Origin of the sequence: Mycobacterium sp. 1164985.4 (assembly GCF_001668575.1) — a bacterium.
In the GTDB taxonomy this organism is placed as follows: Bacteria; Actinomycetota; Actinomycetes; order Mycobacteriales; family Mycobacteriaceae; genus Mycobacterium.
The window spans coordinates 1-12,824 of sequence record NZ_LZMD01000057.1; the positions used below are offsets into that span (position 1 = coordinate 1).

The 12,824-nt window shown below is 68.8% G+C and carries 8 protein-coding genes; 4 read left to right on the forward strand and 4 right to left on the reverse strand.

Annotation, left to right across the window (positions count from 1 at the left end):
* Positions 1-152: 152 nt before the first annotated feature.
* Positions 153-5,303 carry a beta strand repeat-containing protein gene (locus tag A5650_RS27510; protein ID WP_067289407.1) on the reverse strand — a complete coding sequence of 1,717 codons (5,151 nt, stop codon included), beginning with the start codon at positions 5,301-5,303 and terminating at the stop codon, positions 153-155.
* A gap of 636 nt (positions 5,304-5,939) precedes the next feature.
* On the opposite strand from A5650_RS27510, the gene A5650_RS09240 reads away from it, so the two are divergent.
* Together A5650_RS09240 and groL are read left to right on the forward strand one after the other, a co-directional pair.
* A complete protein-coding gene (locus A5650_RS09240; protein WP_067289410.1) occupies positions 5,940-6,506 on the forward strand; it encodes a TetR/AcrR family transcriptional regulator in 567 nt (188 codons plus the stop codon).
* A gap of 634 nt (positions 6,507-7,140) precedes the next feature.
* Positions 7,141-8,766 (forward strand): chaperonin GroEL, encoded by a 1,626-nt coding sequence (groL, locus tag A5650_RS09245; RefSeq protein ID WP_067289412.1) that lies wholly within the window; start codon positions 7,141-7,143, stop codon positions 8,764-8,766.
* A gap of 130 nt (positions 8,767-8,896) precedes the next feature.
* Here groL and A5650_RS09250 read toward each other — a convergent pair whose 3' ends face one another.
* Positions 8,897-9,271 (reverse strand): hypothetical protein, encoded by a 375-nt coding sequence (locus A5650_RS09250; RefSeq protein WP_067289414.1) that lies wholly within the window; start codon positions 9,269-9,271, stop codon positions 8,897-8,899.
* Between the two features lie 42 nt (positions 9,272-9,313).
* On the opposite strand from A5650_RS09250, the gene A5650_RS09255 reads away from it, so the two are divergent.
* Positions 9,314-10,138 carry an SDR family NAD(P)-dependent oxidoreductase gene (locus A5650_RS09255; protein WP_067289416.1) on the forward strand — a complete coding sequence of 275 codons (825 nt, stop codon included), beginning with the start codon at positions 9,314-9,316 and terminating at the stop codon, positions 10,136-10,138.
* On the opposite strand, the gene A5650_RS09260 is transcribed toward A5650_RS09255, so the two are convergent.
* Entirely contained in the window at positions 10,127-10,624 is a 498-nt protein-coding gene (locus tag A5650_RS09260) for a carboxymuconolactone decarboxylase family protein (protein ID WP_231992579.1), read from the reverse strand. The two genes, A5650_RS09255 and A5650_RS09260, sit on opposite strands and share 12 nt — an antisense overlap.
* A 58-nt stretch (positions 10,625-10,682) precedes the next feature.
* Positions 10,683-12,407, reverse strand: a complete 1,725-nt coding sequence (locus A5650_RS09265; RefSeq protein ID WP_067289418.1) for an N-acyl-D-amino-acid deacylase family protein — start codon at positions 12,405-12,407, stop codon at positions 10,683-10,685.
* Between the two features lie 22 nt (positions 12,408-12,429).
* On the opposite strand from A5650_RS09265, the gene A5650_RS09270 reads away from it, so the two are divergent.
* Positions 12,430-12,819, forward strand: coding sequence for a VOC family protein (locus A5650_RS09270; protein WP_067289734.1), 390 nt, complete (start codon positions 12,430-12,432; stop codon positions 12,817-12,819).
* The last annotated feature ends 5 nt before the right edge of the window (positions 12,820-12,824 follow it).

The window sequence follows — 12,824 nt, forward strand, 5'->3', positions numbered from 1 at the left end:
CGGAGGTGGGTAGGGCGGCACCTGCCGGGGATCGACGAGTGACATCAGCGCCAGCTTGCCATAGTTCGTGCCCACGGTTTCGGTTCCTGCCCCCGCTTCGCGAGGGGGCGGAATCGCAGGCCCGTGGGCACGAAGAGCAAGCGGCTGTCGGCTTACGGGCTGGTGACCGTCCGGCTCAAACCCGCCGTTCCGGTCGTGCCATTACCGTCTCCGCCGTTACCGCCAGTGACGTCCTGCGCGGCGCCTCCCGCGTTGACGGTGAGCGTTGCGTTGCCACCGGTGCCGCCGACGCCGCCGGGGTTGGACCCGTCGCCGCCGTTGCCGCCCGTCACGTCGGTGTCAGCCACTACGGACCCGGTGGCGTTGAGCATCGCGTTGCCGCCGGCACCACCCTTGCCTCCAGCGAAGCCCTGTCCGGCGTCACCGCCGTAGGCGCCGCTATCGGTCACGTGGGAGCCAGCGAAGGCCCTCAACAGTGCACCGCCACCGACTGCGGTCGCGCTGCTCTCGCCGGCTATGGCGACGCTGTTCTCAATGATTCCGTCTCCGCGGCCCTCGACGTAGCCATTCCTACCGATCACACCGGCGATACCGTCGCTACCGGTCGCCGAGCTGCCCGAGACCTTGCTTGTGTCGAAAACCCGAACTCGTCCTTCGCCGCCGTTGGAGCCGTTGACGCCGTTGAGGCCCGCGCCGCCGTCCCCCCCGGTGCCGCTGCTGGTCGTAACCGAGCCACCGGTTGAAAGGTTGCTCGCCCAGACTGCACCAACACCGCCACTGCCGCCGGTGGCCGCGTCGCCGGTACCGCCGTCGCCCCCGCGGCCGGTGCCGTCCGCTGTGGTGTCTGTACCAAGCGCAGCCACTTGGCCCAGGGCGCCCGCACCGCCGGTGCCGCCATTGAAGGCGTCGCCGCCGCGACCACCGAACCCGGAGCCTGACGCGTCACCGCCCGACGTCAGGGTGCCGGAGTTGTTGTAGCCGGAAAGGACGTTGCCTTCTCCGCCCACACCGCCCCGACTACCGGCGCCGTCGGCGTCTCCGCCGTCGCCGCCGACCGCCAGGCCGGACGCCGTGCCGCCGGCGCCGCCCAAAGCTCCCGAGTCGGAGTAGCCCGCGCGCACGACGCCGGAGCCGGCACGGCCACCCGTCGCCGCGAGGCCGTCGGCGTCACCGCCATTGCCGCCCCGGGCCTCTCCGGACGCTTCGCTGTTGTTCACGAGTGCGTAGATCCCGCCGGTGCCCGCGCTTCCGCCTGTGCCTCCGTTGCGTGCTTCCCCGCCAGTACCGCCGTACACGTCACCGTGGGCGTACGCATTGGTGGTCGAGGCAGCGTTGGCCAGCAGCGAAGCCGCGCCACCGTTGCCGCCCGTGCTCGACGGCTCGTACCCATCGCCACCGTTGCCGGCGGTCACCGTGCCTTTAGCCCTGTTGTTCACGCCTTGTGCGAGCAGGCTGGCAGTTCCGCCGAGGCCTCCCGTGCCGCCGTCGATGCCGTCGCCGCCGTTGCCGCCGGTCGCTGACCCGGACGCCGCCGCGCCGCTTCCGGAGGCGCTGACGGTGGCGGTGCCACCTGCGCGGCCGATGCCGCCGTTGACATCCGCACCGCCGTTTCCTCCCTTGGCGTGGGCGTCCGATACGGTGCCGCCATTGCTGCTTGTGAGCGTCGCACTGCCGCCGGCAGCGCTGTCGCCACCGTTGCCGCCGGTCGCGGAGCTGTTCGAGATGATGCCGCCAGTAGACGCGCTCGCCGTGGCGGTTCCACCTGCGCCACCGGGGCCGGCGTCGCCACCGACGACGTGGGTGTCGATGATCGAACTAGCCGGTCCGCCGGTCGCCGTGATGCTTGCGCTACCCCCGACCGCACCGTCGCTGCTGTGCCCCGCCGTCGCGGAGCTGTTGCTCACGGAGCTGCCTGCACCGCCAGTGACGTTGATGCTCGCGGCGGCCCCCGCGCCTCCCGTGGTGCCCTCGCCGCCAGCCGCGGTGCTGTTGATGATCTTGTCGTTGTTACCCCGTGCGGTGAGGCTGGCTCCACCGCCATTGCCGCCGTTGACGCCGTTTTGGCCTGCGCCGCCGTTGCCTCCGGTCGCCTTGCCGTCTGCTTCGCTGTTCACGCCGGCAACGCCGGAGCTTTGTCCCGAACCGATGACGGCTTGACCACCGGCACCACCGGTGACATTCGAGCCGGTACCGCTACCGCCGTCGCCTGCGATGACGGTTCCACTTGCCTGGGAGTTGTTGCCCTGCGCGGTGATCTGCGCTCGCATATTGGCGAGGGAAGACACGTAACCACCGCCGGTCCCGCCGTCCATACCGTCACCGCCGTCGCCGCCGTATGCGCTGCCGGAGGCAGTGGAGCCAGTCCCGGCGGCGATGACGGAGGCAAAGCCGGCGTCGCCGCCATGGCCGCCAGTCGAACCGTTTCCGCCGTCACCACCGCGGGCGTAACCGCTGGCGTTGCTGTTGTCGCCGAGGCCGCTGAAAAGACCGGTCTGGATGTAGCCCGCGCCACCGTTGCCACCGGTGCTGCCCACTCCGTCGGCGTTCCCACCGTTGCCACCGATACCAGAGCCCGAGGCTGTGCTGCCTGCCCGCAGAGCGGAAATCGCGCCCTGAGCGCCGGCCCCGCCGACACCGCCGTTGCTGCCTTGGCCGCCGTCGCCGCCGACTGCGCCGTCACCAGTCGCCGAGGCGTGCCCGCCGTTTTGGGCCAGGATGGAGCCTTCTCCACCGACGCCACCGGTGCCGGTGCCGATCGAGTCGCCCCCGGCGCCGCCAAAGGCGTCGCCTGTAGCGGTGGAGCCGGAACCGTCACTCCAGATGACTGCCGCCCCGCCGGTGCCACCGACGCCACCGACCGCGGCAGTCGTGCCGTCACCGCCCGTGCCGCCCTGACCACCGGTGGCCGTGCCACTAGCCGTGCCGCCGTTGACCGCATCGATGATGGCGGCGCCGCCACCACCACCGCCGCCGCCGCCGCGGCCGGGTTCGCTGGTCGTGCCCGCCGCTCCGGCGCCGCCGGCTCCGCCAGGTCCTCCGGTGGCACCGGCGCCATGGCTCGCGCCCTTGCCGCCGGACCCGCCGGCGCCGCCATCACCGTTCACGCCGCCGGCAAGCGTGGTCACGCCGCCCGTACCTCCTGTGCCGCCGGCCCCACCGGCCTGCGGAATTCTTGAACCAACGAGGTATACGCCGTCGCCGCCGGTTCCTCCTGCACCGCCTTTGCCGGCGATCGGACCGTCACCGCCGTCTCCGCCTTGGCCGCCCTTGCCGGCGGTCAGGGCGGTACCGCCGCCGACGCCGTCGCCGCCACGTCCCCCGTCACCGGCGGCGCTATTGACGGCACCGTTCGCGCCCTCGACACCATTACTCACGAGGAAGCCGAAGAGCCCACTGCCGCTGCCGGCCGCTCCACCGTTACCGGCGCTGCCGCCGGAGGTCCCGCCCTTACCGCCGTTACCGCCGTCGTACTGGCCAATGGAGGCGTCGCCCTTGGCACCCTTTCCGCCGGTTCCACCGGCACCCTGGCTGCCGCCCGCGCCGCCATTGCCCGCACTTACGAAGAAGAATCCGGTGGCGTTGCCGCCGGCACCCCCGTCGCCGCCGGAACCGCCGATGCCGCCATCTTCACCGTTGCCAGGACCGTTGCCCCAGTCCTCATTCCAGTCGCCGTCGCGTCCGGTGGCACCGGTGAGGCCGGTGCCGCCCTGGCCCCCGTCGCCGGCGATGCTCAGGAACCAGCCGCGGCCATCGCCACCGTCGCCACCATCACCTGCGGTAACGCCGGCCGCGGCCGCGCCGCCGTCGCCACCGCCACCTCCGATGCCCATGAATCGACCGCCATCACCGCCGTCACCGCCGTCGAGGCCCGCCCACCCGGCTCCGCCGGTGCCGCCGTTGCCGAACCAGCCGGCATCGCCGCCGTTACCCCCGGCCACGCCAGCGGCCACTCCGTCGTAGCCATCGCCACCGTCGCCAAACCAGAGCCCGCCGTTGCCGCCGTTGGGATTGTCGATGGTGCCGTCTGCGCCGTTGCCGATCAAGTACTGCCCGGAGATTTGGTTGATCGCCCCGCTGATCTGGGCGCCGAGTGGGTTATCGATCAATAACAGCTGTCCCGTGGAGTGCAGCGGCTGGTACACCAGCCAATTGACGACATCCGCGATGTCATACGAAGCGGGACCCATGAGCGTCGGCACGGTCGCCGCTCCGGGAAGCAGGCCCGGCACCTGCTGCTGGCTGGTGACAGCCGACGGTTGGAGGTTCGGCATCAACCGGTTCTCGGCGAGGTTGGTGCCGTCCAACGAGTACGCGGATTGGCGACGCGCCCAGGCCAACACCGCCCACAGGCCTGGTAAGTCGGTAGGCGTCGTCGGTCCGTTGGGTGTCAGGAAGGTGCCGAGGGTAACCACGGAGAGCAGTCCGCTGATCGGGGTGATCGGCGCAGGGGTCACGGGTGTCGGTTCAGGGGACGGGGAAGCGATCGCGGTGATCCCGGATAGGCCCGGTTCTGTTGTTTGGCCGCGACGTGGACCGTCGAGCGTTGGCGAGGGGGACGGGGCGATAGCAGCCAAACGCAGGCGTTCACTCAGAGACGAGGTGGACTCGTGCAGTCCCACGACGACCTTCCCGGCCAGACCGCCCAGCGCTTCGCGGCCGGTCGGCACATCGGCAGACTGGCGTGACAACGTCCCGGACTGCCGGTTGACCTCTGCGACGCCCGATCCTTCAGCAGGCACCTGCGAGTTCGGGTCTTGCACCGGCTCCGCCTCAGGAAGAGGGGCGGCGCCGTCGTCGGTGGCGTCGGCGGGTAAGAGCCCGATATCGCTCGCACCGTCCGCAATGGCATCCCTCGTCTCGGTGACGCGATCGCGCAATCGTTGTTTTACACCGTCGAGCACATCCTGCGGTGAGCTGATCCTGAGTTCGGGGCGCTGTGGTTCGTTGCCGGTGGTGTCGGCATTGGCGAGCTTGCGCTCGATCTGAGCCCCACCATCAGTCGGGGTTTTTTTGCCCTCGGTGAAGCGATCGCGCGGACGGTGTCCAACTCGCTCGCCCTCCCGCGACGAACCGATCGTGACCTTGGGGCGGCGCGGTTTGTCGCCCGTGCTGGCGTCGTTGCTGCTGTCATTCCTGTCGCTGATAGTGCTGCTGTTGCTGTTGTCGTTCTTGTCGTTGGCGTCCGTGGACGAGGCGTTCGAGTCATTCGAGGCGCCGTTCGGTGACGCCAGGGCCGCCGGGCTGCCCACGAGCCACGCGGTGCCCACGCCCATCACCACCGCCAGCGCACCAACCCGACCCACAAATTGACTGTGACCCGACATATCAGGAATCTCTCTCTCGCTTGACCTGCTACAGAATTTGCCAGACGGCCCAGCGGCCCCCGGGGATGGCAGCGTACGCACCCGGCTGAACCCTCACACACAAATTGCCTTCGCGGGCCAGATTCAAGAAATTGACTCCAGCGAGCAAATCAACATCGTCCAAAGTCGCTGTACGCCGGGCCCTCGGACCATCGGCCCAGGTCGGTATCATGCCGGCTTGACCCGCTGAAAGATCCTCTCGGTACACGAGTAACCATTTGTGACGGTCCTCGCCGTGACCTAGACCAGCCACCAAGCGCGCCCGCGGGGTATGTCATCGGCAAACAAGATCAGAAGCGATGTCGAACCTTCGATGTCGTTGCCGAGCCGGTCGATACGGCTGCGATGAACGAAATAGAATCGAAATGATGGCGTTCGGCCGGGCGTTGCCAGGGATAGCCTGACCGTTTCCCGACGCAATGAGAGGACTTTGTGGATCGCGCGGTGAGGGGCTGGCTCGGACCACCGCCTACAGGCGCGGTCTCGGCGCGGCGCGGCGTCTCCTCGGTAAAGTGATAAGTGGAGTGGCCGCCCGATTCGGCATTCGCATCACATTCCCGGGCCAGAGGTGATGACTTGAGTGCGACTGATCGACCCCTGCGCGCCGACGCCGTGCGCAATCGCGCGCGCGTGCTGGAAGTCGCTTACGACAGCTTCGCGGCTGAGGGCCTAGCGGTGCCGATCGACGAGATCGCCCGGCGCGCGGGTGTCGGCGCCGGCACGGTGTACCGCCACTTCCCGACCAAGGCGGACCTCTACCGCGCGGTCCTCAAGAACCGGATCGAGAGCCTCGTCGCGGAGGGCCGCGCCCTTACCGAGGGATTACCGCCCGGTGAGGTGCTATTCGCTCTGCTGCGCTCCCTGGTTCTGCAGTGGGGGGCGACCGACCGCGGGCTGAAGGATGCCCTAGCGGGGGATGGCATCGATGTCACGACCGACATCCCCGAGGCAGAGGAGGCGTTCCTCGAACTGCTCGGCAGCTCGCTGAAGGCGGCCCAGGTTGCGGGGTCCGTCAGGCGCGACGTCGACGTGCGCGACGTGAAGGCGATCCTCGCCGGTTGCTTCGCCATCCAGGACACCAGTCCCGAGGACGCCGAGCGGCTCACCGAAGTCGTGTTGTACGGCCTGCGCCCGTCCCGCTGAGTCCCGCACATCGTGTCGAGAGATTTTGCCGCTCGGCCTCAGCGGTAGTTCCGACCGCAGGTGGAATTTTACAGGCGGCGATGCAGTCGGTGAAGAAAGCCAGCAGGTCGTCGCGCGACGGCGCCACACCCGGCCGTGGCACCACGAAGCCATCGGAACTTTCCCTCGTTTGGATCCTGTGCCAGCACCTCGAGCCGATGGGCATGGACCGTCGCGAAACAGGCGAGGACGTCGGGCGACGTGAGCGCCACGGGTGCGTCCGGGGCCAGTCGGTCGGCGCGCGTCGCTCGGCCAGCACGTCGACGCCAGTGCAAAGGTCGAGGTGCCTGAGCCGGCTGCCGTCCTGGATCAGCGCGGTCGCCTCGCCGCGTGGGGTGTGGCCCAACGCGGGGTGGCTCAACCGCATGCGCCAGTGTCGTCAGATCCGTGTGGATCGACGCCCGACTTGGCACGGAGCGATCTTGCACTCGCCATGGGCGAGTGCTAGAAATGCAGTTGGCACTCGCGACCGGCGAGTGCTAGGTCGGGACGGTGAGGCAACGGGCCGCATCCGCGGAGCACACCCGAGCCGTCCGTCGCGGGCACTGCACCCGACCGCAGATGTGCCATCCCCAATCCGGAGGAACACTTCGCAATGGCCAAGACAATTGCGTATGACGAAGAGGCCCGCCGCGGCCTCGAGCGGGGCCTGAACAGCCTCGCCGACGCGGTAAAGGTGACGCTGGGCCCCAAGGGGCGCAACGTCGTCCTGGAGAAGAAGTGGGGCGCCCCCACGATCACCAACGATGGTGTGTCCATCGCCAAGGAGATCGAGTTGGAGGATCCGTACGAGAAGATCGGCGCTGAGCTGGTCAAGGAAGTCGCCAAGAAGACCGACGATGTCGCGGGCGACGGCACCACCACCGCCACCGTGCTGGCCCAGGCGCTCGTGCGCGAGGGTCTGCGCAACGTTGCGGCCGGCGCCAACCCGCTCGGTCTCAAGCGCGGCATCGAGAAGGCCGTCGAGAAGATCACCGAGACGCTCCTGAAGTCGGCCAAGGAGGTCGAGACCAAGGACCAGATCGCTGCCACCGCCGCGATCTCGGCCGGTGACACCCAGATCGGCGAGCTGATCGCCGAGGCCATGGACAAGGTCGGCAACGAGGGTGTCATCACCGTCGAAGAGGCTCAGACCTTCGGCCTGCAGCTCGAGCTCACCGAGGGTATGCGCTTCGACAAGGGCTACATCTCGGGTTACTTCGTCACCGACGCCGAGCGTCAGGAAGCGGTCCTCGAGGATCCGTACATCCTGCTCGTGTCGTCGAAGGTGTCGACGGTCAAGGATCTGCTCCCGCTGCTGGAGAAGGTCATCCAGTCCGGCAAGCCGCTGCTGATCATCGCCGAGGACGTCGAGGGCGAGGCGCTGTCCACCCTGGTCGTCAACAAGATCCGCGGCACCTTCAAGTCCGTCGCCGTCAAGGCCCCGGGCTTCGGTGACCGCCGCAAGGCGATGCTGCAGGACATGGCCATCCTCACCGGTGGTCAGGTCATCAGCGAAGAGGTCGGTCTGTCGCTCGAGACCGCCGACGTCTCGCTGCTGGGCAAGGCCCGCAAGGTCGTCGTCACCAAGGACGAGACCACCATCGTCGAGGGTGCCGGTGACTCCGACGCCATCGCCGGCCGGGTGGCCCAGATCCGCGCGGAGATCGAGAACAGCGACAGCGACTACGACCGCGAGAAGCTGCAGGAGCGCCTGGCCAAGCTGGCCGGCGGTGTTGCGGTGATCAAGGCCGGCGCTGCCACCGAGGTCGAGCTCAAGGAGCGCAAGCACCGCATCGAGGACGCCGTCCGCAACGCCAAGGCGGCCGTCGAGGAGGGCATCGTCGCCGGCGGTGGCGTGGCCCTGCTGCAGGCAGCCCCGGCGCTGGAGGATCTGAAGCTCGAGGGTGACGAGGCCACCGGCGCGAACATCGTTCGCGTGGCGCTCGAGGCCCCGCTGAAGCAGATCGCCCTCAACGGCGGCCTGGAGCCCGGTGTGGTGGCCGAGAAGGTCCGCAACTCGGAGAAGGGCGTGGGCCTCAACGCCGCGACCGGCGAGTACGAGGACCTGCTCAAGGCCGGCGTCGCCGACCCGGTCAAGGTGACGCGTTCAGCGCTGCAGAACGCGGCGTCCATCGCGGCGCTGTTCCTGACCACCGAGGCTGTCGTCGCCGACAAGCCGGAGAAGGCGGTCGCTGGGCCGGCCGACCCGACCGGCGGCATGGGCGGCATGGACTTCTAAGTCCTGGTCATCACGGAAAGGCCCGGCTCCTCACAAGGGGGCCGGGCCTCTTCCATTTTTCCCGTGACACAAGCCCACACCCGGCGGGGCTGGGGCAGGCCGGGGGTGCCAGCGAGGCAGGGGGCGGACGTTACTTCTTCAGCGGCACGCAGTCGTGCAGGCAGTCGGGACTCGTCGACGGCGACTCCGGGGTGGCCTTGCGGTGCAGGACGGCCTTGATCGGCTCGATTGAGACCGACTCGTCGGCCTGGTGCGCGCGGCCGTCCACGATCAACGAGTAACCGCCGGGCGATGTCGGTGGCCAGACGATCGTGACGTCGCCGTGGCGCGCGGTGTTCTCGCGGGTGTGCCTGCCGACGGTGCCAATGTCGAGCATGCCCTCGCCGAACACCGGGTCGACGGCGACGGTGTGCGCGCGATAGTCGTCGCCGACGGTGATCAGATAGGCGAAGCCGAAGTCGGCCAGCACGTCGGCCAACCGGTCGAGGTCCACCTTCACGCTCATAGCCCGAGAATACGTCGGGGAGGCCCCGCGTTAGGTTCGTGTATGCCTTTGCCGCCGCCGTCGCCCACCACCACCGCCGTCGTCACCGGGGCCTCCTCGGGAATCGGCGCCGACATCGCCCGTGAACTCGCCGCGCGCGGTCACGGCGTCACGCTCGTCGCCCGTCGCGAGGACCGGCTGCGCGACCTGGCCGCCGAACTCGGCGACACGGTCCGGACCGAGACCATCGCGTGCGACGTCGCCGACCCCGAAGCGCGCGCGCAGCTGCACGGCCAGATCGCCGCGCGCGGCCTCACCGTCGGCATCCTCGTCAACAACGCCGGGATCGGCACTATCGGCTCGGTGACGAAATCGCCCGTCGCCGACGAGATCGCGCAGGTGCGCGTCAACGTCGAGGCCGTCATCGACCTCACCACCCGCGCGGTCCAACAGATGGTGCCCCGTGGGCGCGGCGCGATCCTCAACGTCGGGTCCACCGCCGGCTTTCACGGGTTCCCCGGGCAAGCGGGCTACGCGGGAACCAAGGCGTTCGTCAAGACGTACACCGAGGGTGTGCGGGCCGAACTGGAAGGCACCGGCGTCACGGTCGCGATGCTTGCGCCGGGACCGGTGCGCACGGAGTTCCTGCAGGCCGCCGGTATGGACGAGCGCAAGTTCGCGGCGGCGTTCCCGAAGTTCATGTGGATGCCGTCGCGCGAGGTGGCCAGAATCGGCGTCGACGCGCTCGAGCGCGACCGCGGGATCGTGATCGCTGGACGCCAGAATCTGTTGAGTACCCGCTTGCTGCAAGCACTTCCGCGCAGGCTGCTGTTGAGGACGCTCAGTCGCCAACACCCCGGGCTGCGCCGCGACCGCTCAGCCGTCTGAGGTCGGCCAGCGCCGCATCCAGCCGTCGACCGGCAGGGCCATGCCGTTACACAACGTGCAGATCGTCCGGTACCAGCCGACCGCGACCAGCAGCTCCATCCGCTGCTCGTCATCGAGCTTGTCACCCAACGCATTCCAGGTGCGATCCGACCACGTGCCGGTTCGCTCCATCTCGTCGACAGACGCAATCAACACCCGCTCGAAGTCACCGAAACCCGGATCGTCGTCGAGAACCAATGCGTCGCACTCGCGTTCGCTCACGCCGGCGATGGGTCCCCAGAACGCCGCCTGGCCGCCCCATTCGTATTCGCACTGCAGCAGCGCGCAGATCCGCAGGATCGCGATCGTGCGCAACCGGGCCGGCAGCTTGGCATCGACGTAGAGCGACTCGCCCATCTTGCGGAGCCGAGAAGCGAGATTCGGATGTCGTTGCAGGCACCGCACCAGCATCAGCGGCTCATAGGTGCGGTCGGGATGCCCCCCCACGCATTGATGGCCGCGGCGTCTTCCTCGCTCCACGGGAGAGCAAGCGGCGCAACGCGACTCATGCAGTGGGCGCCGGCTGACGCCCGCGGATCAGCTTGCCGGGACGCGCGGCGGTCGGTGTGCCGTTCTCGGCGATGATCTCGCCGGACACGACGGTCGCGACGTATCCCTCCGCGTTCTGATCCAGGCGGCGGCCACCCGCAGGGAGGTCGTAGGCGATCACCGGCCGGTGGAGACGCATCGCGTTGTGGTCGATGACGTTGAGGTCGGCCTTGTAGCCGACGGCGATGCGCCCACGGTCGGCCAGGCCGGCCACCCGGGCGGGCACCGAGGTCAGCTCGCGCACCGCCTCGGGCACCGACAGTCGACCCGACGCGCGATCGCGCGACCAGTGCGTCAGCATGTACGTGGGAAAGCTTGCATCGCAGATCATTCCGTAATGCGCGCCGCCGTCGCCGAGCCCCAGCACGACGTCCTCGCGACGGATCAGGTCCGCGACCGTGTCGAGGCTGCCGTCGCGGAAGTTGGCCAGTGTCACCAGCAGGATGGCGTGGCCGTCGTCGTCGAGCAGCCTGTCATAGGCCTCCTCGAGCGAGGTGACCCCGCGGGCACGGGCCCGGCTTGCGATGCTGTCCGAGCGCGGCGGCTCGTAGTTCGGCGGGTCGCCGAGCGGGAACATCCACTCGAACGCCTGCGCCGCGAACATCAGCGGATGCCCCTCGCCCGCCGGCTGGTCGGACAGGATACGTTCGCGCACTTCGGGTTTACGCATCTCGGCTACACGTTCGGCCAAAGGCAGTGACGCCAGCTCCTGATAGCTGGGGTACATCACGAACGGGTTGCCCGAGAGTTCGAGGCCGAGCACCAGCCCGATGGGTCGGGGGAAGATCTGCGCGGTGATGTCGCCGCCGTCGATGTTGGCCTTCTCGACCATCGTCAGCGCGTCGAGGAAGAACGGGTCGCCGGCGTTGCCGATGGCCAACGTGAACGTCACGGGCAGGCCGACGTCGGCCGCGACCTCGAACACCGTTCGCAGTACGGGCTCGTAGTCGCCGGCCACCAGGTCGGGCACGAACTGGATCAATCCGCCACCGGCATCGTCGACACCGCGTGCGATCGCCTCGATTTCGGCACGGTCGGCGTCGTAACTCGGAATCGGCAGGCCGCTCTCGGTCTTGTGCAAGGTGAAGCGCGACGACGCGAAGCCGAGTGCACCCGCCTGCACCGCCTCCGCGGCGAGTTTGCGCATCATCGCCAGGTCCTCGGCGGTGGCCGGTTCGCGGTCGACACCGCGCCGGCCCATCACGTACACCCGCAGCGGTGAATGCGGCAGCAGCGCCGCCACGTCGATGTCCCGCCGCCCGGCGTCGAGCGCGTCGAGGAACTCCGGGAACGTCTCCCAGTGCCACGGCAGCCCGTCGACCATCACCACCCCGGGGATGTCCTCGACCCCGGCCATCACGTCGACCAGCACGTCGTGGTCCTCCGGACGGCACGGTGCAAACCCCACCCCGCAGTTGCCCATCACGACGGTGGTCACGCCGTGCGCCGACGACGGGGTGAGACGGTCGGACCAGATCGCCTGGCCGTCGTAGTGGGTGTGCAGATCAACGAAGCCCGGGGTGACGAGGAGGCCCATCGCGTCGATCTCCCGCGCTCCCGGTCCGTCGACCTTGCCGACCGCGGCAATGACGCCATCGGCGACCGCGACATCGCCGACGAACGGCTCACCCCCGAGACCGTCGACGATGGTGCCGCCCCTGATGACGAGTTCGTATGTCATACGTCGAATCTACGATGTGCTCGTGATCGACCACTTCGGAATCAACTGCGCCGACTTCCAGACATCGAAGGCGTTCTACGACAAGGTCCTGGGCGTGCTCGGTTACACCCGCCAACTCGACTTCCAGATCGCCATCGGATATGGCCGCGACGGCAAACCGGACTTCTGGATCGCGGATATGAATGCCGGTGACGCGAAGGGCCCCAACCGCGAGGTGCACTTCGCCTTCCAGGCCGCCGATACCGACGCCGTGCAGGCGTTCTACGACGCCGCGATCGAGGCCGGCGCGGAGTCCCTGCATGCCCCGCGACTCTGGCCGGAGTACCACCCCGGGTATTACGGCGCCTTCGTCCGCGACCCGGACGGCAACAACATCGAGGCCGTCTTTCACGGGGCGCGCCCACCCGACTGACGTAT

What these genes read in the sequence shown, in the direction of transcription:
- groL (WP_067289412.1), top strand. Translation starts at nt 7,141, where the DNA reads ATGGCCAAGACAATTGCGTATGACGAAGAGGCCCGCCGCGGCCTCGAG.
- A5650_RS09250 (WP_067289414.1), bottom strand. Translation starts at nt 9,271, where the DNA reads ATGAGCGTGAAGGTGGACCTCGACCGGTTGGCCGACGTGCTGGCCGAC.
- A5650_RS09255 (WP_067289416.1), top strand. Translation starts at nt 9,314, where the DNA reads ATGCCTTTGCCGCCGCCGTCGCCCACCACCACCGCCGTCGTCACCGGG.
- A5650_RS09265 (WP_067289418.1), bottom strand. Translation starts at nt 12,407, where the DNA reads ATGACATACGAACTCGTCATCAGGGGCGGCACCATCGTCGACGGTCTC.